A 23,680-nucleotide genomic window follows, 5' to 3' on the forward strand; every position below is an offset into this window, starting at 1 on the left:
GCCAACGACCACGATGACGAATGCCGCCGGCTGGACCAGCGATTCGAGCGTGCCACCTTCGAGCTTTTGGCCGATCAGCAAACCGCCGACGGCCAGCGCAATCCCGATCAGGCTACCCCAGTCCACGCCTTCTCCCGTAAATTGGCACGCATGCGTGCGATGGCCTGGCTATGCAACTGCGAGACGCGTGATTCAGTGACGCCCATGATGGCGCCGATTTCCTTGAGGTTCATTTCCTGTTCGTAGTACAGGCCCATGAGAATCTTCTCGCGTTCGGGCAAGGCTTCGATGGAGGAAATGACGGCGGCGCGAAAGCCGCTGTTCATGAGGCTTTGCAGCGGATCGGGCGATTCGTCCGTGCAATAGCGATCAAGGAAATGCTCGTTATCTTCGCTATCGTGGAAGTCTTCGTAATAGACGAGTTGGTGGCCGCCGCCATCGCTGAGCAAATCCTGATAGTCGGCCAGCGACAGCTTGAGCTGCTTGGCAACTTCGCTTTCATTCGGTGGACGACCGAGCTGCTGCTGCAGCGCATTCATCGCCACCTCGATCTTGCGCATGTTCTGGCGCATGCTGCGCGGCATCCAGTCGCTGCTGCGCAACTCGTCGAGCATGGCTCCGCGAATGCGTTGTACAGCATAGGTTTCGAACTGCGCGCCGTGGGTTTCTTCATAGCGGTTGACCGCATCGAGCAAACCCATCATGCCGGCCTGGATCAGGTCATCGACTTCGACGCTGGGCGGCAGTTTGGCCTTCATCTGATGCGCAAGTTTCTTCACCAGCGGCGCGTGCTCGCTGACGAGATGATCCTTGTCCGATTTTCCGGCCGCTGTGTACATCAATCAAACCCCGACTCTTATCTCTCTTGTACTGTCCAGCATGGTAAAGCGTTCTGCCAGCCGACGGAAGGCCGTTGCGGCACCGGCACGTGGAAAAGCATCGATTACCGCCCGGCCAAGGCGTGCGGCACGCGTCACTTGCTCATCGGCCGGGATCGAGCCGATCGAAAATAACTGGAGCGCCAGATAACGGTTTGCGGCCTTTTCTATGTTCTGGTAGACGCGCTCGGCTTCCTGTTCATCGGCACCTGTCACCAGAATACCAAACGGACGACGGCCGAGTTGCGCGTACAGACGCTTGATCAGCGCGTAGGCTTCCTTGATCGAGGCGGCATCCGGCGTAACCTGCAAAACGATTTCGCCATTGTTCATGACAGGCAAAGGTAGATTGTCGTGCTGATCCAGTTCGGCATCGACCAGAATCACATCAGTTTGTGCGGCCAGCACGTGGAAGGTGTTGCCGAGACGACGCCCTTCTCCTACTTCCGTAGTCATCGGGCGGCGCGATCCGGCCGTCAGCGAAGCAAGCTGAAAACCCTGCGGCATGATTTGCACAGCCTGATCGAAGGCGCGATGCTGACGCGAGACATCCAGCAACGTTGCCGGTACATCGACACCCATGCGGCGAGCGATACCGTGTTGCGAAGCGCAAGCGTCCAGCAAGACTACATTGCGGCCACAGGCTGACAGCGAGGCACCGAGGTTGACGAGCATGGTGCTTTTCTCACCAACCGAGGCGGCAGACAGGAACGTGACGATGCGCGGGCGCGGCCCGGCCAGCAAACGGCGCAATCCTTCTGCCTGATCGCATTCGAAATTAGCCAAGCATCACCTCACGCAGAGTTTGATCGTTCATTGCACGTGCCGTATTTGCCATGACCAGCGGGAGTTCCGATTCACTGAAACGGAATGGTGCGGTTTCGCGCTTGAGCTTGAAGGCGCGATCGATCAGATAAGCCTTGTTCGCCACATGCAAATCTTCCGGTACGCGTTGGCCGTTGGCCACGTAGTACAGATTCAGCTTTTGACGGATCGCCACGTCGAGCGCGTTACCAATGGTTGCAGCTTCGTCCAATTTGGTCAATATGCAACCGGCCAGACCATCACCGCGATAGGCGCGTGCCACTTCGTTGAGGGTTTCGCCATTCGAGGTGGCATTCAGGCACAGCAGGCGTTTGACTTCGGTACCGGCACCAGCCAGCATGGCAATCTGCTCGGACACCATGCGATCACGCTGACTCACGCCAGCGGTATCGATCAGGATGGTGTGCTTGCCCTTGAGTTCTTCCAGCGCAATACGCAGATCGGCTTCGTCCTTGACCGAATGCACCATCACGCCGAGGATCTTGCCGTAGATGCGCAGTTGTTCGTAACCGCCGATACGATAGCCATCCGTCGTGATCAGCGCGAGCTTGCCTGCGCCATGACGCATCACGCAACGCGCTGCGAGCTTGGCCGTGGTGGTGGTCTTGCCAACACCGGTCGGGCCGACCAGGGCATAGACGCCACCTTTTTCGAGGATTTCGTTTTCGTTGCCGATGCTGGTCAGGTTTTTCGACAGGATGGATTTGATCCAGTCCATGCCTTGCTTGTGCGTCACGGCAGCAGGCATGCGTTCGACCATGTAACGCGACAGGCTGGCGCTGAAGCCGGCTGCCAGCATTTCACGCAGCACGCTCGACTTGGCGGGCTGTTTCTTTTGATGATCGGTCCAGGCCAGTTCAGCCAACTGCGTCTCGAGCATGCCGCGCATGGAGCGAATCTCGCGCATCATGCTGTCGAATTCGCTGCGGTCGAATGCCGGTGCGGTAGCGATTTGCGCTGGCGCCGATGCGATGGCGGATGGCACTTGTGCAGCCGATGGTGCAGACTTGGCAGCCGGTTTGACCTGCACGCTCGATGCCTGCGGTGCAAACGACAGTGCTGCCTGCTCGATCCGTTTGGGCGACAAGGCTGCCAGCGTCTGTGCCGAAATCGCCGATTTCTCGACGACGGGCGCTGCCAGTGCCGCCATGTCTTCACCGGCCAGCGCCAGGATTTCTGTGCCACCCGGCACCGAACGGTTGGACAGGATCACGGCATCGGGACCAAGCGCCTCGCGCACCAGATGCCAAGCTTCGCGCGACGTGGGCGCGGTGAATTTTCTGACGTTCATACCTGTCCTCCAACTAGACTAGTGACCCTGATGGTTTTGGTGTCTGGCACTTCGGCGTGCGACAACACCTTCAATTGCGGAATGGCCCGGCGCAGGAAGCGCGAGAGCAATGTTCTGAGTTGTGCCGGCACCAGCAACACGGGCGTCAAGCCCATTTGCTCCTGATGGCGCGCAGCAGCTTCGGCTTGTGCTGCCAGCGTGTCGGCCAAGCCTGGTTCGATACCGGCGCCGTCGGCACCGCCCGATTGCAGCGCTTGCGTCAGCAGGCGTTCGAGGCGGTTGTCCAGCGTCATGACAGACAGTTCGTTCGCAGCCGGGAAAAGTTGCTGCACGATGGCCCGCCCCAGTGCCACACGTACGACGGCGGTCAGCTCGTTAACGTCTTGCGTGTAGGCAGCGTGTTCGGTCAGCGTTTCGATGATGGTGTGCATGTCGCGGATGTGCACGCCTTCGATCAGCAGGTTTTGCAGCACTTTCTGCAGCGACGACAGTGGAATCAGCTTCGGCACGAGGTCTTCGACCAGCTTTGGCGATTCCTTGGTCAGATGATCCAGCAAGGCTTGCACTTCCTGACGGCCCAGCAGTTCGGCCGCGTGCGTGGTGATCAAGTGGTTGAGGTGTGTGGCGACGACCGTACCGGCATCGACCACGGTGTAACCCATGCCTTGTGCCTGCTCGCGCAGATTGTTTTCAATCCAGGTTGCAGGCAGACCGAAAGCCGGATCCTTGGTTGGCACGCCTGGCAGTTCACCCGTTACCACGCCAGGATTGATGGCCAGGAATTGCCCGGAATGCGCTTCGCCGCTACCGACTTCCACGCCCTTGAGCGTGATGCGATAGGCCGAAGGCTTGAGTTCGAGGTTGTCGCGGATGTGAACCGGCGGCGACAGGAAACCGACTTCCTGTGCAAATTTCTTGCGAATGCCCTTGATGCGACGTAGCAGTTCGCCGCTTTGTGCCTTGTCCACCAGCGGGATCAGGCGATAACCGACTTCGAGACCCAGCGTGTCGACCTGCACGATATCGCCCCAAGTTGCCTCTTCCACTTCCGGTGCAGTGCTCGGTGCGGTAGCCACTTCCGCTTCGATCTGCGGTTCGTTCTTGGCGCGTTGCGTGATCAGGTAGGCGGCACCAGCCAGCAGCGATGCGAGGAACAGGAAGGCCACGTGCGGCATGCCGGGGATGATGCCCATGCCACCGATGATGCCGGCAGCGATGTAGAGCACTTGTGGCTTGGCAAACATCTGACCGACTAACTGGCCGCCAATGTCCTGCTCGCTGGCTACACGCGAAACCACGATACCGGCTGCAGTCGAAATGATCAGCGAAGGAATCTGCGCAACCAGACCGTCACCGATGGCCAGCAGCGTGTAGTTGCTGATCGCATTCCCGAACGCCATATCGTGCTGGACCATACCGACGATCAGACCGCCGATAACGTTAATCACCGTAATGATGATGCCGGCAATCGCATCACCCCGTACGTATTTGCTGGCACCGTCCATCGCGCCGTAGAACTCAGCTTCCTGTGCCACTTGGGTACGACGCAGGCGTGCATCCTGTTCGCCAATCAGACCGGCGTTCAGATCGGCATCGATCGCCATCTGCTTGCCCGGCATTGCATCGAGGGCGAAACGCGCACCGACTTCGGCAATACGACCAGCACCCTTGGTCACGACCGTGAAGTTGATGATGGTAAGGATGACGAAGACGACGATACCGACCGTGTAGTTGCCACCGATCAGGAAGTGACCAAACGCCTCGATTACCTTGCCCGCTGCATCGGGGCCGGTATGGCCTTCGGTCAGCACCACGCGCGTGGAGGCGACGTTCAGAGATAGACGCAACATGGTGGAAACCAGCAGCACGGTCGGGAAGACCATGAAGTCCAGCGGCTTGACGGTGTACAGCGCGGTCAGCAGAACGATGATCGACAGCGCGATGTTGAAGGTGAACAGCATGTCCAGCGCAATGGCCGGCAACGGCAGCACCATCATCGCAAGCATCATGATGATGAGAATCGGCGCGGCGATGAGTTTGGTATTCGCGCCAGACATCCAGACGGGCATTTTCAGGCTGTTCATTGTTGGCTACCGTTGGCGTTTTCTGCTGCAGGGTTGAGCGGGTCCATATCGGCTGGTACGTCGAGATCTTTTGGTGCTTTCGGGCGATTGCCGCCATTCTTGGTGTAAGCGCGCAACTGGAACACGTAGGCCAGCACCTCGGCCACGGCAACATAGAGTTTTTCCGGGATTTCATCGCCGAGATCGGTATGGCGATACAGCGCACGGGCCAGCGGCGGCGCTTCCAGCAGAACCACATTGTTTTCTGCTGCGATTTCGCGAATCTTGGCGGCGACTTCGTCGGCGCCCTTGGCTACGACTTTCGGCGCGCGCATGCCGTTTTCCGCATACTTGAGCGCCACGGCATAGTGCGTTGGGTTGGTGACGACCACATCGGCTTTCGGTACTTCGGTCATCATGCGGCGACGAGCGATTTCACGTTGCTGCTGGCGAATCTTGGCCTTGATTTCCGGGTTACCGTCGGACTCCTTGGCTTCCTGGCGGATTTCCTGACGCGTCATCATGAGTTTCTTGCCGTGCTGCCAAATCTGGTACGGCGCATCGATACCGGCGATGATGATCAGACCGCTGCCGATGAACGTGAAGCTCATCAGCATCAGGTGCCCCAGATGTTCGGCACCGCTTTTCAATGGTTCGACGCTCAAGGCCATCACGGAATCGATTTCAAATTTGATGACCATCCAGGCAATCGTGCCGACCAGAATCGTCTTGCCGACCGCCTTCAGCAGTTCGACACCGGAACGGGTAGACACCATGTTGCCCAGGCCCTTGGCCGGATTCATGCGTCCAAAATTCGGTTGCAGTGCCTTGCCGCTGAACAGCCAGCCGCCGATCAACATCGGTGAAGCCAGTGCCACCACGATCAGGATCAATGCCATGGGTGCAAAAGCAATCGCCAGATCGACGAGATGGGCGGCGAGATGGGTGAACAGGCGATTCATGTCGAATGCCATTTCACGATCGAACGAAAGGCCCGATGCGAGAACGACATTGAGTTGGCGGATCATGCTGCCGCCGGTGAACCACAGGGCCGCAGCGGCACCCAGCAGCAAGGTACAGGTAGCCAGTTCGCGCGAACGTGGAACATCCCCCTCCTCACGCGCTTTTTCAAGCTTGCGCGGTGACGCGGGTTCTGTCTTTTCGAGATCGCTTTCTTCAGCCAAGGCCGACTCCTGTACGGTCCGGCAGGCGTTCGAGATGACGCTTCACGGACCAATGAGTGCGATTATTGGGCAGAAGCCGTCACGACCATCGGGGGAATAAGAAGGGAAACTACCCGCTATTAGCATTTCTGCCGGGCAAAACCGTCGGATAAAAAATGCAGGTAAGGCAAAGTCGGCTGGAAATGGCTGCAGGCAGATACCGCCACCATCGCCGATTTACCCGGTTCAGAGCTTGATTTTTTGTGCCCAGGCAAGCGCCGCAAGATGCGCGTCATTAACCTGACGCTGGCTCAGGAACAATGCATCGGCAATCGCTGCCAGCTTGCCGTTGCCACTCTCACAAGCTTCGACCAGCGACAGGAATGGGCCGTAAATGCCTTCGCGCGACAGCAAGGCACGAGAGATCGGCTCGGAAAGATGAATATTGCTTAACACTTCCGCCATCGGCATGCCCAGCAGACGATCCAGCAACGAGAACATGCCGACCACGAACAGGTTGTCCGCTTCGCCACGCGGCAGGGATGCCTGCCCGATCAGTTCGGCAATGCGGCCACGCACAATGGCCATCTGCGTCAGGACAATGCTATCGCTGTTGTCGCTGGCCGAAGCCAGCAGCAAGGTCAGCCAGCGATACAGCGGTGAATAACCGAGGATGGTCACCGCATGGCGCAGCGACTGCACTTCCACACCGAGACCGAAACTGGCGCTGTTGATATAGCGCAGCAGTTTGTACGAGAGCGCAGCATCGCGTTTGAGCACATCCTCAAGATGACGTACATCGGCATTGTTGCGCACCATATCCATCAACTGAATGATGATGAGCTGCGCCGGATTCAACGCCTTGCGCTCTTGTTGATGCGGGGTCAGATACAGATTGCCCGGCAATACGGCCAGCCCCATCGCCGTCGCAACTTCGTAAGCAGCCCAGTCGCGCACCGGGCGTACCAGTGGCTGGATACCCGCAGCCAGCAAGACATCGGCCTTGCCATCCTGCTTGGTGAATTCGCCTTCCGCGTGAGAGACCGCCGGGGACAAGGGCATTTCTACCGACCATGCATCGGCATTGCAAAGGCAAATACCAAATCCGCGCTGACGCAAGGCCAAAACCTGTGCCTGCACGTCTGCATCCACCAGATCGGCATGACTCAAACGCAAAATGATTTTTTCTGCCGGCAATGCACCGATCCCCGCGCTGGACAGCAATGCAGGTGTGGCCTCGAGCAAGACAGACATTTCACCCAGTTGCCAGTTGCCGTCTTCATCGACCAATTGCCGGTTAACCGCGGCCACCAGCTCAGACAACTCCTCATCACCCGCCATGCCCTCACCTGAAGCACCGCTGTAACAAGCCAGTTCATAACCCGTGATCTGGTGAGCGGCGCTCAGCAACGACGAACGAACAATGAATTTTTCTGCCATGAGGAAAACGGCTGTAGAGAATCAGAAACCGAGACTGTCGAGCAGATCATCGACCTGTTCTTGCGTCGCGACCACATCCTGGCCGGTGGGATTGATTTGCGGACCGTTGAGCAGGCCGGTATCGACCTCACGCTTTTTCTCGGCCGGTGCGTAATCGACGAGCAGTTGCAGCAGTTGCTGCTCCAGGCCATGCGCCAACTCGGTCACCCGCTTGATGACCTGCCCTGTCAAATCCTGGAAATCCTGCGCCATCATGATGTTGAGCAGGTGTTGACGCGTTTCGGCAGATGCCTGTTGCATGCCATCGAGATTGCTGACGGTACGTGCCGCCAGATCACGGCAAGCCTGTTCGGAAAATGGCCCGGCCAGCAGTTGTTGCCAGTCGGAAGAAAGCGCGCGGGACTGGTCCTGAATGGTTTCCTGCAGCGGCCCGGCCGCATCGGTTGCGTTGAGTACGCGTTGCGCGGCCTGTTCGGTCATGCGTGCTACGTAATCGAGCCGATCACGCGCATCAGGAATGTCGTGCGAGGCGCGTTCGATCAGTTGGTCGAATCCGAGGCCACGAAGACTTTCATGCAACGAACGCGTCATCTGACCGACGCGTGCCAGCATCTCCTCGCTGACGGGCGCAGCGTGCGTTGCTTCCATTTGTTCCGCTCCTGCCGAAACGGTTGTCAAGATCAGGCTCCGGCGCTCGCGAGTTTTTCGAAGATCTTGGCGAGTTTTTCGTCAAGCGTGGCCGCCGTGAAAGGCTTGACCACATAGCCATTGGCACCTGCCTGTGCGGCAGCTATGATGTTTTCCTTTTTCGCCTCAGCCGTCACCATCAGTACCGGCAACTTGCAGAGTGCGGGATCGGCACGAATCTGCTGCAGCATGGTCAGCCCATCCATATTGGGCATGTTCCAGTCGGAGACGACAAAGTCGAAAGATTCGCTACGCAATTTGGCCAAGGCCATCGCGCCATCTTCTGCTTCATCGACATTGGTGTAACCCAACTCTTTCAACAGGTTGCGCACAATGCGACGCATCGTCGAAAAATCGTCAACAACGAGAAACTTGGTATTGGGACCTGCCATGTATTACTCCATTCATTCTTGATTCGTCATCGATCCCGACGAGGAATCGGATATGGTGGGACGGCGGATTGCCGAGTCATCGCTATTATGCACTGTGAGCGGCCTGCCACAGCAACAAAAAGAGCCGGCAAACAACCACTGTTCGTCATACCCGCAACGCGCGACTGCTGTTTGTTGCCAAATAGTTCAGAACCATGCCCGGCAAAGCTTGCAAAGCGCCGACTTCATGTGCGGCACCAACCGCAATTGCTTCGCGCGGCATGCCGAACACGACACACGAGGCTTCATCCTGCGCAAAGTTGTAGGCACCGGCGTTTTTCATTTCCAGCATGCCCTGCGCGCCATCCTTGCCCATGCCGGTCAGGATGACACCGATCGCATTTTTGCCGGCGCAAACCGCCGCCGAATGAAACAGCACATCGACCGAAGGGCGATGACGATTCACTGGTGGCCCCTGATCGAGTTGCGTCATGTAGTTGGCACCGCTACGGACCAATTGCAGGTGAGAATGCCCGGGCGCCAGATAGGCGTGGCCTGGCAGGATACGCTCGCCACCTTCCGATTCCTTGACGCTGATCTTGCATAGATTGTCCAGACGTTGCGCGAACGATTTGGTGAATCCGGCAGGCATGTGTTGCGTAATCAGAATGCCTGGGCAATCCGATGGCATCTGTACCAGAAAGTCCTTGATCGCTTCCGTACCCCCCGTCGATGCGCCAATGATGATGAGCTTTTCACTACTGGTCAGCGGGTTACGAATCTGTGGCAAGACCGTACCTGCAGCAGGTGCGCTACCGGGTGCGGGCACGGTGCGCGGCTTGATGCGCGCCTTGGCCGCTGCACGAATCTTGTCCGCGATCAGCTCGGTATATTCGAGCATGCCGCTCTGAATCGACATCTTGGGCTTGGTCACGAAATCGACCGCTCCCAGCTCCAGCGCGCGCATCGTGATTTCCGAACCGCGCTCGGTCAGCGACGAAACCATCACGACAGGCATCGGGCGCAGACGCATCAGTTTTTCGAGGAAATCGAGACCATCCATCTTGGGCATCTCGACATCGAGCGTCAGCACGTCGGGATTGGTCTGCTTGATCAGATCACGTGCGATGATCGGATCAGGTGCCACGCCCACGACTTCGAGATCGGGCTGGCTGTTGATGATTTCCTTCATGACGCTGCGAATCAGCGCCGAATCATCGACGATAAGAACCTTGGTTTTCATAAAGCTGCCTTATGGCTGTCTTGTTATTGTCAACAATCGAAATCACGAAAAGAGTTCGACGTCCCCACTGACATTGTTCGACTGCAGACGGTTTGCATAATCCTGTTCGCGGTTGACCAATGTGTTGTTGTTGAGTTGCTTGAGCTTCTTGACGAGCACCTTGCCGTTGCGCGGGAAATAGTAAACCTTGCGCGGGTAGATATCGTTGAGGTCTTCCGCCACGATGCGGATGTTTTCTACCTTCAGAAAATTACGCACGAACTGCGCATTACGCTCACCCACATTCATGTTGACGAAACCGCGCAGCACATTGCCGCCACCGAATACCTTGGCTTCGAGATTTTCGCGCCGCGCACCGGACTTCAACAAATCGTTGATCAGGATTTCCATTGCATAGGTGCCGTAGCGCGCAGAGGCTGAAACCGGGCTGTCGGCATCGCCGTCCGGCAGCATGAAATGATTCATGCCGCCCACGCCGGAGACGCGATCGCGAATGCAGGCCGAGACACAAGAGCCCAGCACGGTGACAATCAGCATGTCCTTGTTGGTGTAGTAGTACTCACCCGGCAAAATCTTGGCCGCGTCGCGGTCGAACTGGCGATCGAAATAGATATTCGTCGCGAAATGCTCGTTGACTGGTGCGTTCATACAACCTCCACCTTATCCACGCCGCATTTTCGATCCGCCAGCGTTACGGTTGGGATCGAGTTCATAAACCGTCTTGCCACGCAATTTGTAGGCATTGCTGGCATACAGGAAGTTTTCCGAGTGGCCGGCAAACAGCAGCGCATCGTCCTTCATCATCGGGGCAAAACGGTCGAGAATCTTGCCTTGCGTCGGCTTGTCGAAATAGATCATGACATTACGACAGAAGATCGTATCGAACTGGCCGGTAACCGGCCAATGATCCGACAACAGATTCAACTGACGGAATGTAATCATCTGCCGCAGTTCTGGTCGCACGCGCACCATGCCTGCCTGCGCGCCCTTGCCACGCAAGAAAAACTTGCGCAAACGCTCAGGGGACATCTTGTCCACGCGATCCATCGGATAAATACCGGCTTCGCCTGTGTGCAGCACGTTGGTATCGATATCGGTCGCGATGATACGCACCGGTGGCGTCAGCGTGTTGAAGGCTTCGCACGCGGTGATGGCAATCGAATACGGTTCTTCACCTGTCGAGGCGGCACTGCACCAGATGTCGATCGGCGTCTTCACCTTCTTCAGATGATCAGCAAGAATCGGAAAGTGATGGGATTCACGGAAGAACGACGTCAGGTTGGTGGTCAGCGCATTGGTGAAGGCTTCCCACTCGGCATCGTCCCTTTGATGTTCGAGCGAATCCAGATACGTGGTGAAGGAACGAATGCCGGTAGCACGCAGACGGCGCGCCAAACGGCTGTAGACCATCTCCTGCTTGCTCTCCGCTAGGGCAATACCTGCACGTTGATAAATGAGACCACGCACACGTTCAAAATCGCGTGCAGTGAACTCGAATTCCTTGGTGCCTTCCGGCCGGGCTTGCGCGTTTGCTTTCATGCTGCCGATTCCTCTATGCTCCTCGCCTTACGCGATCTCCCGCCACCTTGATCATGCGCCCGCTTCGTCTGCGCAAAGCTGTTCGAGCAGCACTTAGGCAGCCATCGTTTCGATCAAGCCCATTTCCGAGCTCGACATTAATTTGTCGATATCAACCAGAATCAGCATGCGCTCATCCAACGTACCAAGACCGATCAGGTAATCCGTATTGAAAGCGGTACCCATTTCCGGCGCCGGTTTGATCTGTTCGGCGGCCAGCGTAATCACATCAGAAACGCTGTCGACTACCATTCCGACGACACGACCGCCGATATTGAGAATGATCACGACCGTGAATTGATCATAGGTCGGTTCACCCAGATTGAACTTGATACGCATATCTACGATCGGCACGATGATGCCGCGCAGATTGACCACGCCTTTGACGAAGTCCGGCGCATTGGCAATACGCGTAACAGCTTCATAGCCGCGAATTTCCTGCACCTTCAGAATATCGATCCCGTATTCCTCCTTGCCGAGTTTGAAGGCGAGAAATTCATTACCGGTTTCGCCACCGGTTGCGCTGGTTTTCAATACATCGTTCATCCCGTCTCTCCTTATTGAAATCTTCGGGTCAGAAATACATCGGTTCTTCGTTCAACTGTCTGCTGGACCGCAACAGTGCGGCAACATCGATAATCAGCGAAACACCACCATCCCCCAGAATCGTTGCACCGGACACACCGGCCACCTTGCGGTAATTCGATTCCAGATTTTTGACAACCACCTGCTGCTGCCCGACCAGATCGTCGATAAACAAAGCAGCCTTGCGTCCTTCTGACTCCAGAATCACTAAGATACCTTGAGATGGATCGGTAAAACGTGGCGTCACATCAAAAATTTTGTACAGCGGAATCAGCGGCAGGTATTCGCCCCGCACCTTAACGACACGGCCCTGTCCCGTGATTTCCTTGATATCGTCCGTCGCGGGCTGCAAGGATTCAACCACATAGCCCAAAGGCAGAATGTAGATTTCTTCTCCCACCTTGATCGACATCCCGTCCAGAATCGCCAGCGTCAAAGGCAGTGAGATCGAAATCGTCGTGCCAAAACCTTTACTCGACTTGATATCGACCACGCCGCCCATGGCAGTGATATTACGTTTGACCACATCCATGCCGACGCCACGGCCTGACACGTCCGTTACCGCCTCTGCCGTCGAAAAACCGGGGGCGAAGATCAATTGCCATACTTCGGCATCCGGCATATCGTCGCTGACAGCCAGGCCGTTCTGACCGGCCTTCGCCAGAATGCGCTCACGATTGAGGCCACCGCCGTCGTCGCTGACTTCGATGATGATATTGCCGCCTTGGTGTGCAGCGGACAAGGAAAGCTGCCCCATTGGCGCCTTGCCTGCCGCCACCCGCACATCCGGCAGTTCAATGCCATGATCGATACTGTTGCGCACAAGATGCGTGAGCGGATCGACAATGCGCTCGATCAAGCCTTTGTCGAGTTCCGTTGCCGCTCCGTGCGTCACGAATTCGACTTTCTTGCCCAGCTTGCCAGCCAGATCGCGCACCATGCGCGGGAAACGCGAAAACACATAGTCCATCGGCATCATGCGGATGGACATAACCGCCTCCTGCAAATCGCGCGTGTTACGTGTCAGTTGCGACACGCTATTGAGCAATTTTTCATGCAGCATGGGGTCAAGCGTACCGGTGCGTTGCTCGATCATGGCTTGCGTAATTACGAGCTCACCGACGAGGTTGATCAGTTGATCGACTTTTTCGATACCGACGCGGATCGAACTCGACTCGGCACTGACTGTCGCAGATTTTTCTTCGCGCTTGACCGCTTTGCGATCCTGCACACCTTCAGCGGCATGACCACCGGCCTGCTCCGTAGTCGTTGCAACACCTTGACCATTCGGTTCGAACGGCGCAAAGAATCCATAGCCTTGTGCGTTCTCCTGTGCACTGACGGATGCCTGATGGGCAATATCGGGGTGCAGCGGTTCGAAGAAGCCATAACCCTGCGCCTCCTCATCAATAGCCGGCACGGCCTGCGTAGCACCTGCAGTCGCAACGACATCTTGCGTAATCTGCAGATCCTTGGGATCGAGAATGAAGGAGCAAATCGCAACAATGCTATCTTCGCCTTCGACCGTCTTCAACGTGAATTCAGTTCGCTGATCGGGCAACGCATGGCGTTCAATGGTGCCGAGCAAACCCAGTTCTGCCGCCAGCGCGTCCACATCGCGCGCGACCACGGTTTGCGGAAGGGTAATACGGAAGAGATGTTCGCCGCTGCCCAGCGGCACGGCAACAGCTGGGGCTGCCGTGACGTTTGCCTTTTCCTGAACAGAGACATGTGCCCCGGCTTCATGCGCAAGCGATTCCAGCATGATGCGCACATCGGCCACCGCATCCAGATCGACGGGCGTATGCAGGCGATGCCCGTCCAGTTGCATCTTGAGAACATCCTTGGCAGAGAGGAAAGCATCCACATGCTCCGGCAGCAATGCCATCTCGCCTTTGCGAATCTTGTCGAGCAAGGTTTCCAGAACGTGCGTGACTTCCGTCAGATCGGTAATCCCGAAAGTAGCAGCACCACCCTTGATCGAGTGTGCAGCGCGGAAGATCGCGTTGAGATCTTCTGCGTCAGGCGCATCCATATCTACCGCGAGCAGCAGCTTTTCCATCTCTGCCAGCAGTTCTTCGGTTTCATCAAAGAAAACCTGAAAAAACTGACTCATGTCGATGGTCATGACCGTACCTCTTGTTCTTTACGCAGAGCTTCGTCCCCTGCTCTCCACCTGCATCCCGATTGCATCAACCGATGACTTTCCTGACCACTTCGGTCAAACGCTGTGGATCAAAAGGCTTAACCAACCAGCCGTTCGCACCAGCGGCACGCCCCTTGGCTTTCATTTCGTCACTGGACTCGGTCGTCAGTACCAAAATCGGTACACGCTGATAAGTGGGTAACGCGCGCAGCGAACGAATCAAGGTAAAACCATCCATGCGCGGCATATTTTGATCCGTCAGTACCAGATCGAAAACCTGCGTCTTTGCCTTGTCGAGGCCATCCTGTCCATCGACGGCTTCGGTTACCTGATACCCGGCAGCCCGCAGACTGAATACCACCATCTGCCGCAACGAACCCGAATCATCGACTGCCAATATTGTCTTTGCCATCTTTACTCCCGCTCGATACTGTATTTTTCAGGCCATCAGCCATATTGATATTTATCAAAACAATTCGATATCGCCACTTTCCATATGCGTCTGACGCACGGCTTTGCGTAATGCCTGCTCCAGACTCACGCTTTCTTCTTCCAGCGTCGCCTTCATGCGATCGAGAACGGCAAGTATCGTATCGCCCTTTTCCTGCGAAGCCAAACTATCGCTCCCGATGCACAGCACTTCCAGCACATCACGGAATCCGACGACACGTTGCATCGTTCGCGTGATGAGTTGATCGGTCATATCCTGAAATTGCAGACCCGTTACCGCCGCATTGACCTGCAAGCCGATTTCCGCCGCATTTTCGCGTAGCGCCTGGATGCCGGCATCACTCGCCTGCGCTTGCGCAAGCAAAGTATCGACGATCTGCTGCTGAGCCATCACAGCCGCATGGATCGCCATGAAGCTGCTACCCAGTTTTGTAATCGCTTCCTTGAGCAGCACATTGGTCTGCGTCAAATCCGTTTCGACTTCGTTCAGATGTTGACGACCGTGCTCTGACAAGGACGACAACACGTCCTGCAGTTTAGGCGCCAGTGAATGCAAGGTAGTCATGGAAACCGTATTGGATGGTGAGTGAAAGCCATGATCTGTATTGATTCCTCAACGCGGCAGAGTGGCCGACGCCGCAGCCGATGCTTCCGCCGCAACAGCACGCGCCGCCGAAGTGCCGGCAGAGGCTGCTCCTGCCGTAGCCGCCGGTGCAACCGCTGGTTGAATCGAAGCGGTATGCGGCGGTGGCGACATTGCTTGCGCACCCTGCTTGACCGCCTCGTTCGCCGACTCTTCATCGGTCACATCTACCGTCCGATTTTCTTTGGTGATGGACTCTTCCGTCTTCTTGTTCATCACAATGATACTGATGCGACGATTGACCGGATTCAGCGGATTGGCAGTATCAAAGAGCACCGCCGAGGAAAGTCCCACCACGCGCAAGACTTTGTCTTCCTGCAAGCCTCCGGCAATCAGTTCGCGCCGTGAGGCATTGGCCCGATCTGACGAAAGCTCCCAGTTGCTATAGCTGCGCTCACCGCTCGAATACGGTGTAGCGTCGGTATGGCCGGACAAGCTGATTTTGTTGGGAATGTCGTTGAGCGTTTTGGCAATCTCATGCAGGATTACCTTGGTGTAAGGCTGCAGTTCGGCGCGTGCCAGCGCAAACATGGGACGATTTTTTTCATCCACAATCTGGATGCGTAAACCCTCTGTCGTAATGTCGAGCAAAAGCTGATTCTTGTATTGCTGCAAACTAGGGACAGAGGCAATCGCTTGTTCGATGCGCTCTTTCAGCGCGCGCAAACGACGGCCTTCAGCCTTAGCCAGCTCTTCTTCAGCCGCCTTCAGATTGAATTTCTTGGTGGCGTTATCATCTTCGCCCTTTTTCATCTGACCATCGATACGCGTGAGATCCTTACCACCGCCCTGAATCACGCTCGTCGCATCACCACTGCCCGAACCGCCTGCCATCGATACCTTAAGCGGATTGGCAAAATAATCGGCAATACCTTGCAGATCGCCTTTGGAAGTCGAACCCAACAGCCACATCAGCAAGAAAAACGCCATCATCGCTGTCACGAAGTCAGCATAAGCGATCTTCCAAGCACCACCGTGGTGACCACCGCCACCCTTCTTGATGCGCTTTACGATAATCGGACGGAGTCCCTCGTCAGCCATTTCAGTCCCCGTTCGAATCCGGTTCGGTTATCGACAATCCAGCACTTATTTCGAGCGCGATTGCTTGATATGTTCTTCAAGCTCGCTGAACGAAGGACGTTCGGTCGAGAACAGCACCTTGCGGCCGAATTCCACCGCCAATGCCGGCGCATAGCCATTGAGGCTCGCCAGCAGCGTTACCTTTACACACTGAAAAATCTTCGACGATTCATGCAGTTTCTGCTCCAGCACACTGGCCAGCGGTGAAACGAAACCGTATGCAAGCAAGATGCCAAGAAAGGTACCCACCAGCGCATTCGCAATTAGGATACCCAGTTCCGCTGGCGGCAAACCGACCGACGCCATCGTATGCACCACGCCCATGACCGCAGCAACGATGCCGAATGCCGGAAAACCATCGCCCAGCTTCGCGACACAATGCACTGGAATTTCACCCTCGGCATGATGGGTATCGATCTCGTTATCCATCAGATTTTCGATCTGGAACGCATCCATGTTCCCCGATACCATCAGGCGCAGGTAATCGGTCATGAATTCAACGAGGTGATGATCGGCCAGAACAGCCGGATATTTGGAAAAAATGGGACTTTCTTCAGGACTTTCGACGTCACCCTCGATGGACATCAAACCTTCCTTGCGCACCTTGCTGAGAATTTCGAACAACAAGGTCATCAACTCCATATAGAGTGCCTTGTTGTATTTGGAACCCTTGAAAACGGTCGGCAACGCCTTGAGCGTCGCCTTGATCGCCTTGCCGTTATTCCCGACGAAAAACGCACCCGCAGCAGCGCCACCGATCATCAACAATTCGACTGGTTGAAAAAGCGAGTGAAGATGTCCGCCTGCCAGCACGAATCCGCCAAATACGGAACCGAGAATTACGACATAACCAATGATGACTAACAAGCGATGGCTCCGTATGCGTAGGTTTAGTTGCCATTATTGCCGCAACGATTGCCTGTATGCAATGCACGCTCCGGTGCATTGTTGCATATAACCGTCGGGACGAAAGATGGGTTTAACCTTTCAACGGCTCCGTTTATGGGAACTTGATGCTTGAAAGCAAACCACTAGAGAAATAAATTTTACATTCTCCAGCCGTACAGTGAGGCTTTGTCACCCTCGGCCGTGATCACAATGTCTGCTGGCTGATCGGGAATAGTAAATTCGTAGCTAAGCAACAGCGCTCCTGGCATCATCTCCGCCCTCGCTTTCTGCCACAACGCCGGCATTGCCGCTGGGGAAAGATAAGCAAAGATCACATCGTAATCGGCAAAATTCAGTTTCTGATAATCACTGCGCTCAAATCTGACCGCACTCTTGGCAAGAAATGCACGCAAACGACTGATGGACCAAGGAAGCGGTGCGATTTCCACGCCCCTGTAGTCGCCATCCCCTCTCTGTTTTTTCAGATAGAGCGGCAAACCGCCAAGACCGCTGCCGATATCGACAAACCGAAAAGACGCTTCCGGCAGCAAACGCTCAACCTCCTGCCAAACCGTCAGACGCGATGGGTAAAACGGAACCTGTGTACGGTAGGTACTCCAGTACAGCAAAAGCAAAATGAGAAAAGCACCGAGGAACAAAGTTGGTGGCAAATGCAGACCCAGCATCAATACCAGCACCACCGGGAAGAAAAACTGGATAAACCACCACCATCGCGCCTGACCAACCGTGCGAGACAGACCTGCCGCTATCCCTCCCTGCAAGACGGCGGCAAGCAGCACAGGTATGAGCAGATTGAACATCCCCAAGAGAATGCTCAATAAAAGAACCAGAAGAAAGGAGAGAAGCTGCAGAATCAGCGCCAGCAAGGCTGGCGTCTGGATCAAGGATAGGGAAGCTGGGGACGACTGCGCACTACGGCGCCGTTTTCTTTTCACGCACAAATCCGATGGTTGGACCTGCTTCAGGCCACCATCAGACTTTCCGACTTGGCACGTTTTGTCTTGCCCGCCCGGGAAGGCATATGACACAGACCGCAGGTGTAATTGGCATTCAAATCAAGGTGATGCACCACAAAGTGACCGCTGCATTCACTGCAACAGGCGGTCGACAGCATTTTACTCTCGAAAAAGCGTACCAACGTCCAGGCGCGCGTGAGAGACAACACGGGTTCGCCGTCCGGACCTGTTTCTACCTGTTCGAGATAAAGTCGGTAAGCCTTGATAATTGCCTGGATACCGGTCACGTGCGCATGATCGGTCAGATACTTATAGATTCCCATGAACAGGGAGGAATGAATATTCGGCTGCCAAGTAATGAACCAGTCGGTCGAAAATGGCAGCATGCCTTTAGGCGGTGACACGCCACGCAATTCCTTGTAGAGCTTGAGCAAACGCTCACGCGACAGCGAGGTTTCCGATTCCAGCAACTGCAATCTGGCGCCCAGATTGATCAGTTCAATCGCCAGTTGGATTTCCTGAGATTCAGTGACTACGCTTTTCTTTGCCATGATGTGCTCGCCTGAAAAAGGTCAAAAATTAGGCGATTTGCTCAACACCCTGACCGGCCATCAGAATGGCGGCATGGGATTGGGCCAAGGAGCGATCCTTGTTGTAGTTGGTCAGCATGCCAAGAATTGCACCGTCGTCAAATCGAAATCGGGCAAGCATCATATTGGCGCCAGCCAGCTTGAGAATCTGCGCGTTGCTCATACCCTCGATAAGATCGGCGATTTCATTGCTGATGCCGAGTCGAAAAATGGCCGTTGCCTTGTCTGCACGAATCATTTGCTGGGCCAGCATCAGATAGCCCAAGTTGGCGTCACGGATTTCGGCAATGATGTCGTTGGTAGTCATGATCGGCTCTTTCCCTTAAGTGCACCACAGCAAGATTGCTCGCGGTAAATGCATTCTGGGGTTAGGCCAAATTCACAGTAACTGGTAAGTTTCTGTTTTTTTAGACAGCACAGACGACAAAAAGCCGGTAGGTGTTTGTCTTACAAACACGCACCAGCATTTACTACGCTCTTCGGGAGATTGAGCGGAAAACAGCGACTAGATTGGTTCTAGCGAATACGACAGATCAAAAAATCTAGAAACATATCGCTAAAAAAGCAGCATTTTTTGCAACCAAGTACTAATTAGCGATCAAAGAAATTTGTCGAAATACGACGACATTTTTCTCTTTTGCGCCACATCCTGACTCTATAACGGCAGGCATTTTCAGAACTTTAGGGTTGCCGGCAAAAAAAGATGCGTTTTCTTACGAATTTTTACCAACATAAAGAGCGCTAACTAAATTCTTTATCGGCAAGCCTTTTGAAAACTTTAGGGCCATATCAAAAAAATTTTCGATGGCCTGCTTTTTACGTCTAAGATGAAGCCGCAGACATGGCAATGCTCCCTTGTCGTGCGTGATCTAACTTAATTTCTATTGAATTGTTTTTTTGCAAACCCTCATTGCCGCGAATACGGCATACAAAGCAAGGAGACCGGCATGGATTTAGTGGACAAGTTTGATGCAAAAGGAAAATCCGGCGAGGGATATCACGTCGAGGTCTATCAGGACGACGCTGCCGAACATGCAAAACTGTATAAATTGAAGGACGGTCGGCCCCTAGAAGCCTTGTCGGACGCGAAATTCCGACTGGTACAAACGGGTGAAAAAATTTATCGCCTGTAAAACGTACTACCTACCAACAAAAAGCCCGTGCAGTTGCACGGGCTTTTTTATATTCAAACCACCAACACTCAAAAATATTGCTTGATCACCTGATCGAATGCTGCAGCCGCCGTCATACCGCCTTTCATAAGGCGGGAAATTTCCTGCGAATACTCCTTGATTCCCTCAGGAAGCGTTGCGCTGTGCTCCTTGAAATAGGCATATTTAAGCCCATCAAGGTTTTCTTCGATTTTTTGCGCTGCGGTTACAGGACGCGCCCCTCCCGTACTACGCACACGACTAGCCCGAACGGGACGTGCTGCAGCCTCAAGACGACTACCAATGCCTGCAATAAGCGCCTTCACCTGATCGAGCGAAAGAATCTTGGTGGCATTGGCATCGTCGAATTCCTCATCCGCCGGGTGATGAAGATGGTGCCTGGCATCGAATGCCATTTTCTTGTCATAGGCATTGATGACCTGATAATGCGGCAATGATGTCGGGCTATTCAAGCCGAAACGGACACGATCACCATAAGCTGACATTTGTCGCATGACATCGTTGAGATATTCGGGCGTCAGGGTGGCCAGTTCGCCATTCCAGCGTTTGCTTCGTTTGGTATTCAACTGCTTTGCTTCCAATAAAGTGACTATCTGCGGGAGAAAGAAAAAAGCCCTTGATTCTCATCAAGGGCTTTCAATTCTTTGGCGGAGACGGAGGGATTCGAACCCTCGATACAGGTTTAAGCCCATATGCTTCCTTAGCAGGGAAGTGCCTTCGACCACTCGGCCACGTCTCCACACTTTACAGCGACTGTAGTGCCGTCGTTGAAAGGTCCAGCATCATAACTTTTCACGATGATCCGGTCAACCGGACCATGCGTGCAAAATCGATTTAATTGCTTTTTTCCAGATCGAAGGTTTTATGCAGTGCGCGAACGGCGAGCTCCATGTACTTTTCGTCGATCAGCACGGAGATCTTGATTTCGGATGTCGAGATCATCTGGATGTTGATACCCTCTTCCGACAGCGTGCGGAACATCTGCGAAGCAATGCCGACATGGCTACGCATGCCGACACCGACTACCGATACTTTCGACACCTTAGTGTCGCCCTCAATGCTGGCGGCACCGATGTGCGCCTTGACGCTATCATTCAAGACATCGATTGCCTTGGCGTAGTCGTTGCGTGGCACGGTGAAGGTGAAGTCGGTTTTGCCATCGACAGACTGGTTCTGGATGATCATGTCGACTTCGATATTCGCATCGGCAACCGGACCAAGAATCTGATAGGCGATACCCGGACGATCCGGCACGCCCAATACGGTGATCTTCGCTTCGTCGCGGTTGAATGCAATACCGGTGATAGCGGCTTGTTCCATATTTGTGTCTTCCTCAAACGAAATCAGGGTGCCGGACTTGGCTTCTTCTTCCAGTGGCATCATCGGGTCTGTCAGCGAAGACAGAACACGCGTAGGCATGCGGTAATTCCCCGCAAATTCAACCGAACGAATCTGCAATACCTTGGAGCCCAGCGATGCCATTTCCAACATCTCTTCAAAAGTCACGGTGTTGAGCTTGCGCGCTTCAGTCACGACGCGCGGATCGGTGGTATAGACGCCATCGACATCGGTGTAAATCAGGCATTCCTCCGCCTTCATTGCAGCTGCCACGGCCACAGCCGAGGTATCCGAACCGCCACGTCCCAGCGTCGTTATATCGCCTTCGTCATTCACACCCTGGAAACCGGTGATGATGACGATACGACCCGCGTCGAGATCCTTGCGTACCTTGGCATCGTCGATCGACTGAATGCGTGCCTTGGTATGCGCGGAATCTGTCTTGATGGCGACTTGCCAACCTGCATAGGACACGGCTTTCTTGCCGATGGCTTGCAACGCCATGGACAACAAAGCAACCGAAACCTGTTCGCCTGTCGAGGCCAGCATATCGAGTTCGCGCGGATCAGGCTGCGACATGACCTCCTTGGCCAGACCAATCAGGCGGTTGGTTTCACCAGACATGGCAGAAGGCACAACGATGATCTGGTGCCCGGCGTCATGCCACTTGGCAACGCGCTTGGCAACGTTCTTGATGCGCTCGGTCGAGCCCATCGACGTGCCGCCGTATTTATGAACGATTAAAGGCATAAGGGGAAAGAGGCGCTGAAAAGAGAAAAGCGGTAAAAAGCTAGCCCTCGACTTTACAGCTTGCCAGTCAGAATGACAAGTCTGACGGCCCTTCCGGCCCGTTTGTCGCCGCATCTAACAGAAAAAACCGGAAAGACGCAATTACCTGCAGTCGGGAGAGATCAAGGAACGAATGCCCAGCGAAACTGCAGGTGCTCGCCCGCCTCCTCTGCCCAAGCATGGCAATCCATACCGATGCCAGCCGCATAAAGCAGTTGTGATTCGCTGAAGACAAGCGGCAGACGCATACGCTCCCAAGGCGGTATGTCGCATGACTGGTAATGCGCCTTCAAATTGCGGGTCGGGCGATTCCAGGCCGGCTTGAGCATCTCGCCACCACTACGCAAGGCCAATCGCAACGACTGTCGACGTAACCATTCGCCATCCATGCCCTGCTCTGCCGGTTCGATATGCAAAATCCCACCGAAGGCAGGAAATGCCAGACTTGACTCGCCATTCCAGCAGAATAGCTGCGGCCCCTGCAGCAGATTCTCGGGATCAACACGCTGCGTGAGGAAGACACGATGCCGGTAACGATGAATCTCGCAATCGGCATGCGTCACGCACAACTGCGCATCATCTTTTGCGCCAAACAACTGGCTGCGCATCTCGTTGAGCCAAGCAGTCGATGGCATGCGTACACCACGTACACCAAACCAGTAGCGCAACAGGTTATCGATACGATCCTGGCTGAAACCGCGCAATCGCCTGACATCCAGGCAATCGCCATCCAGACAGGCTTGCAGGTCCTGGGTTGCCAGTTCCACCAGCAAGCGTTGCGCCGACTGCGCATGCTGCGCAGTACGTACAAAACGTTGCTGAAAACCGGGAAAGGCTTGGGCGATCGCCGGCATGACCTGATGACGCAAGGCATTGCGCGCATAACGTGGATCGCTGTTCGATTCGTCATGCACATGGGTGATTTTTTTCTTGCGTGTCCATGCTTCCAGATCAACGCGGGAAACATCCAGTAAGGGGCGTGCCATCCATAAATCATGGTCACCCAGCAAATCTGGCGCACGATTGGCACGATCCATGCCGGACAAACCTGCCACGCCCGAGCCGCGCAAAAGCTGCAACAGCACCGTCTCTGCTTGGTCATCCTGATGATGCGCAGTCAGCAGCAAGTCAACGCCATGCTCACGACACATGCTGCCCAAGGCAGCGTAGCGCAGGTTTCTTGCGGCTTCTTCGATACCGGTACGCTTCTGCTGGTTGATCTGCACATGCCGCACATCAAAGGGAATACCAAGTGCCACGCATTGCGCGCGGCAATGTGCCAGCCATTGATCGGCATTCGGACTCAAACCGTGATGCACGTGAAACGCCAGCAAACGGCCACCATGCTGCGCCACGTAGGCGTGTGCCAGATCCAGCAACACGCTCGAATCCAGCCCGCCACTCAGTGCCACGGCCAGATCGAATGAAGAAGCCGCAGGTTCCGTTGTATCGCCATAAAGAGAAACGCGCGTCCGGATTTCCC

The 23,680-nt window shown here is 55.1% G+C and carries 24 protein-coding genes and 1 tRNA gene; 1 reads left to right on the forward strand and 24 read right to left on the reverse strand.

What is annotated here, in order from left to right:
- Positions 1–107: 107 nt before the first annotated feature.
- The 20 genes from QZ725_RS00645 to flhD form a co-directional block, all read right to left on the reverse strand.
- On the reverse strand, positions 108–839 hold the full coding sequence (locus QZ725_RS00645; protein ID WP_293775539.1) for an RNA polymerase sigma factor FliA: 732 nt from the start codon (positions 837–839) through the stop codon (positions 108–110).
- Between the two features lie 3 nt (positions 840–842).
- A complete protein-coding gene (locus QZ725_RS00650; protein WP_293775540.1) occupies positions 843–1,664 on the reverse strand; it encodes an antiactivator of flagellar biosynthesis FleN protein in 822 nt (273 codons plus the stop codon).
- Positions 1,657–2,994: a flagellar biosynthesis protein FlhF gene (gene flhF / locus QZ725_RS00655; protein WP_293775542.1), complete on the reverse strand. Its 1,338-nt coding sequence runs from the start codon at positions 2,992–2,994 to the stop codon at positions 1,657–1,659. The genes QZ725_RS00650 and flhF overlap by 8 nt, the downstream gene beginning before the upstream one ends.
- Positions 2,991–5,078 (reverse strand): flagellar biosynthesis protein FlhA, encoded by a 2,088-nt coding sequence (gene flhA / locus QZ725_RS00660; protein ID WP_293775543.1) that lies wholly within the window; start codon positions 5,076–5,078, stop codon positions 2,991–2,993. Before flhA ends, flhF begins: the two co-directional genes overlap by 4 nt.
- A complete protein-coding gene (flhB, locus tag QZ725_RS00665; RefSeq protein WP_293775545.1) occupies positions 5,075–6,241 on the reverse strand; it encodes a flagellar biosynthesis protein FlhB in 1,167 nt (388 codons plus the stop codon). Before flhB ends, flhA begins: the two co-directional genes overlap by 4 nt.
- 225 nt (positions 6,242–6,466) lie before the next feature.
- A complete protein-coding gene (locus tag QZ725_RS00670) occupies positions 6,467–7,660 on the reverse strand; it encodes an HDOD domain-containing protein (protein WP_293775546.1) in 1,194 nt (397 codons plus the stop codon).
- A 21-nt stretch (positions 7,661–7,681) separates the two neighbouring features.
- Positions 7,682–8,308, reverse strand: a complete 627-nt coding sequence (gene cheZ / locus QZ725_RS00675; RefSeq protein ID WP_293775548.1) for a protein phosphatase CheZ — start codon at positions 8,306–8,308, stop codon at positions 7,682–7,684.
- Positions 8,309–8,340: 32 nt separating this feature from the next.
- Positions 8,341–8,739, reverse strand: a complete 399-nt coding sequence (cheY, locus tag QZ725_RS00680) for a chemotaxis response regulator CheY (RefSeq protein ID WP_293775549.1) — start codon at positions 8,737–8,739, stop codon at positions 8,341–8,343.
- Positions 8,740–8,884: 145 nt separating this feature from the next.
- On the reverse strand, positions 8,885–9,961 hold the full coding sequence (locus QZ725_RS00685; RefSeq protein WP_293775551.1) for a chemotaxis response regulator protein-glutamate methylesterase: 1,077 nt from the start codon (positions 9,959–9,961) through the stop codon (positions 8,885–8,887).
- 42 nt (positions 9,962–10,003) lie between these two features.
- Positions 10,004–10,609, reverse strand: coding sequence for a chemoreceptor glutamine deamidase CheD (cheD, locus tag QZ725_RS00690; RefSeq protein WP_293775553.1), 606 nt, complete (start codon positions 10,607–10,609; stop codon positions 10,004–10,006).
- Positions 10,610–10,621: 12 nt separating this feature from the next.
- Positions 10,622–11,500 carry a CheR family methyltransferase gene (locus tag QZ725_RS00695; RefSeq protein ID WP_293775554.1) on the reverse strand — a complete coding sequence of 293 codons (879 nt, stop codon included), beginning with the start codon at positions 11,498–11,500 and terminating at the stop codon, positions 10,622–10,624.
- Positions 11,501–11,593: 93 nt separating this feature from the next.
- Positions 11,594–12,085 (reverse strand): chemotaxis protein CheW, encoded by a 492-nt coding sequence (locus QZ725_RS00700; RefSeq protein WP_293775555.1) that lies wholly within the window; start codon positions 12,083–12,085, stop codon positions 11,594–11,596.
- A gap of 28 nt (positions 12,086–12,113) precedes the next feature.
- Complete coding sequence (gene cheA, locus QZ725_RS00705; protein ID WP_293775556.1) at positions 12,114–14,252, reverse strand: chemotaxis protein CheA; 2,139 nt, start codon at positions 14,250–14,252, stop codon at positions 12,114–12,116.
- Positions 14,253–14,316: 64 nt separating this feature from the next.
- Positions 14,317–14,682 carry a response regulator gene (locus tag QZ725_RS00710; RefSeq protein WP_293775557.1) on the reverse strand — a complete coding sequence of 122 codons (366 nt, stop codon included), beginning with the start codon at positions 14,680–14,682 and terminating at the stop codon, positions 14,317–14,319.
- 54 nt (positions 14,683–14,736) lie between these two features.
- Positions 14,737–15,285, reverse strand: coding sequence for a chemotaxis protein (locus tag QZ725_RS00715; protein WP_293775558.1), 549 nt, complete (start codon positions 15,283–15,285; stop codon positions 14,737–14,739).
- A 48-nt stretch (positions 15,286–15,333) separates the two neighbouring features.
- Positions 15,334–16,404 carry a flagellar motor protein MotB gene (gene motB / locus QZ725_RS00720; protein WP_293775559.1) on the reverse strand — a complete coding sequence of 357 codons (1,071 nt, stop codon included), beginning with the start codon at positions 16,402–16,404 and terminating at the stop codon, positions 15,334–15,336.
- 45 nt (positions 16,405–16,449) lie between these two features.
- Complete coding sequence (motA, locus tag QZ725_RS00725; protein WP_293775561.1) at positions 16,450–17,310, reverse strand: flagellar motor stator protein MotA; 861 nt, start codon at positions 17,308–17,310, stop codon at positions 16,450–16,452.
- A 179-nt stretch (positions 17,311–17,489) separates the two neighbouring features.
- Positions 17,490–18,218, reverse strand: a complete 729-nt coding sequence (locus QZ725_RS00730) for a class I SAM-dependent methyltransferase (RefSeq protein ID WP_293775562.1) — start codon at positions 18,216–18,218, stop codon at positions 17,490–17,492.
- Between the two features lie 95 nt (positions 18,219–18,313).
- Positions 18,314–18,859 carry a flagellar transcriptional regulator FlhC gene (flhC, locus tag QZ725_RS00735; RefSeq protein ID WP_293775563.1) on the reverse strand — a complete coding sequence of 182 codons (546 nt, stop codon included), beginning with the start codon at positions 18,857–18,859 and terminating at the stop codon, positions 18,314–18,316.
- A gap of 28 nt (positions 18,860–18,887) precedes the next feature.
- Positions 18,888–19,205 carry a flagellar transcriptional regulator FlhD gene (gene flhD / locus QZ725_RS00740; protein ID WP_293775564.1) on the reverse strand — a complete coding sequence of 106 codons (318 nt, stop codon included), beginning with the start codon at positions 19,203–19,205 and terminating at the stop codon, positions 18,888–18,890.
- Positions 19,206–19,845: 640 nt separating this feature from the next.
- Between flhD and QZ725_RS00745 the strand changes: the two genes are divergently transcribed.
- On the forward strand, positions 19,846–20,031 hold the full coding sequence (locus QZ725_RS00745) for a hypothetical protein (RefSeq protein WP_293775565.1): 186 nt from the start codon (positions 19,846–19,848) through the stop codon (positions 20,029–20,031).
- Positions 20,032–20,099: 68 nt separating this feature from the next.
- Here the strand turns inward: QZ725_RS00745 and QZ725_RS00750 are convergent, their stop codons facing one another.
- From QZ725_RS00750 to tilS, 4 genes are all read right to left on the reverse strand, one after another.
- The gene (locus tag QZ725_RS00750) at positions 20,100–20,651 is read right to left on the reverse strand and encodes a hypothetical protein (RefSeq protein ID WP_293775566.1); all 552 of its coding nucleotides are present in this window, start codon (positions 20,649–20,651) and stop codon (positions 20,100–20,102) included.
- Between the two features lie 64 nt (positions 20,652–20,715).
- Positions 20,716–20,809, reverse strand: a tRNA-Ser gene (locus QZ725_RS00755).
- Positions 20,810–20,904: 95 nt separating this feature from the next.
- Entirely contained in the window at positions 20,905–22,158 is a 1,254-nt protein-coding gene (locus tag QZ725_RS00760; RefSeq protein WP_293775567.1) for an aspartate kinase, read from the reverse strand.
- Between the two features lie 161 nt (positions 22,159–22,319).
- On the reverse strand, positions 22,320–23,675 hold the full coding sequence (tilS, locus tag QZ725_RS00765; protein ID WP_293775577.1) for a tRNA lysidine(34) synthetase TilS: 1,356 nt from the start codon (positions 23,673–23,675) through the stop codon (positions 22,320–22,322).
- Positions 23,676–23,680 lie beyond the last annotated feature (5 nt).

The sequence above is a fragment of the uncultured Oxalicibacterium sp. genome (genome assembly GCF_913776015.1).
In the GTDB taxonomy this organism is placed as follows: domain Bacteria; phylum Pseudomonadota; class Gammaproteobacteria; order Burkholderiales; family Burkholderiaceae_D; genus Oxalicibacterium.

Coding starts and splice junctions, on each gene's coding strand:
- flhF (WP_293775542.1), bottom strand. CDS start 2,994: ATGAACGTCAGAAAATTCACCGCGCCCACGTCGCGCGAAGCTTGGCAT.
- motB (WP_293775559.1), bottom strand. CDS start 16,404: ATGGCTGACGAGGGACTCCGTCCGATTATCGTAAAGCGCATCAAGAAG.
- QZ725_RS00710 (WP_293775557.1), bottom strand. CDS start 14,682: ATGGCAAAGACAATATTGGCAGTCGATGATTCGGGTTCGTTGCGGCAG.
- QZ725_RS00745 (WP_293775565.1), top strand. CDS start 19,846: ATGGATTTAGTGGACAAGTTTGATGCAAAAGGAAAATCCGGCGAGGGA.
- QZ725_RS00645 (WP_293775539.1), bottom strand. CDS start 839: ATGTACACAGCGGCCGGAAAATCGGACAAGGATCATCTCGTCAGCGAG.
- QZ725_RS00700 (WP_293775555.1), bottom strand. CDS start 12,085: ATGAACGATGTATTGAAAACCAGCGCAACCGGTGGCGAAACCGGTAAT.
- cheZ (WP_293775548.1), bottom strand. CDS start 8,308: ATGGAAGCAACGCACGCTGCGCCCGTCAGCGAGGAGATGCTGGCACGC.
- QZ725_RS00670 (WP_293775546.1), bottom strand. CDS start 7,660: ATGGCAGAAAAATTCATTGTTCGTTCGTCGTTGCTGAGCGCCGCTCAC.
- cheD (WP_293775553.1), bottom strand. CDS start 10,609: ATGAACGCACCAGTCAACGAGCATTTCGCGACGAATATCTATTTCGAT.
- cheY (WP_293775549.1), bottom strand. CDS start 8,739: ATGGCAGGTCCCAATACCAAGTTTCTCGTTGTTGACGATTTTTCGACG.
- QZ725_RS00760 (WP_293775567.1), bottom strand. CDS start 22,158: ATGCCTTTAATCGTTCATAAATACGGCGGCACGTCGATGGGCTCGACC.
- cheA (WP_293775556.1), bottom strand. CDS start 14,252: ATGACCATCGACATGAGTCAGTTTTTTCAGGTTTTCTTTGATGAAACC.
- flhA (WP_293775543.1), bottom strand. CDS start 5,078: ATGAACAGCCTGAAAATGCCCGTCTGGATGTCTGGCGCGAATACCAAA.
- QZ725_RS00695 (WP_293775554.1), bottom strand. CDS start 11,500: ATGAAAGCAAACGCGCAAGCCCGGCCGGAAGGCACCAAGGAATTCGAG.
- flhC (WP_293775563.1), bottom strand. CDS start 18,859: ATGGCAAAGAAAAGCGTAGTCACTGAATCTCAGGAAATCCAACTGGCG.
- QZ725_RS00685 (WP_293775551.1), bottom strand. CDS start 9,961: ATGAAAACCAAGGTTCTTATCGTCGATGATTCGGCGCTGATTCGCAGC.
- flhD (WP_293775564.1), bottom strand. CDS start 19,205: ATGACTACCAACGACATCATTGCCGAAATCCGTGACGCCAACTTGGGC.
- QZ725_RS00715 (WP_293775558.1), bottom strand. CDS start 15,285: ATGACTACCTTGCATTCACTGGCGCCTAAACTGCAGGACGTGTTGTCG.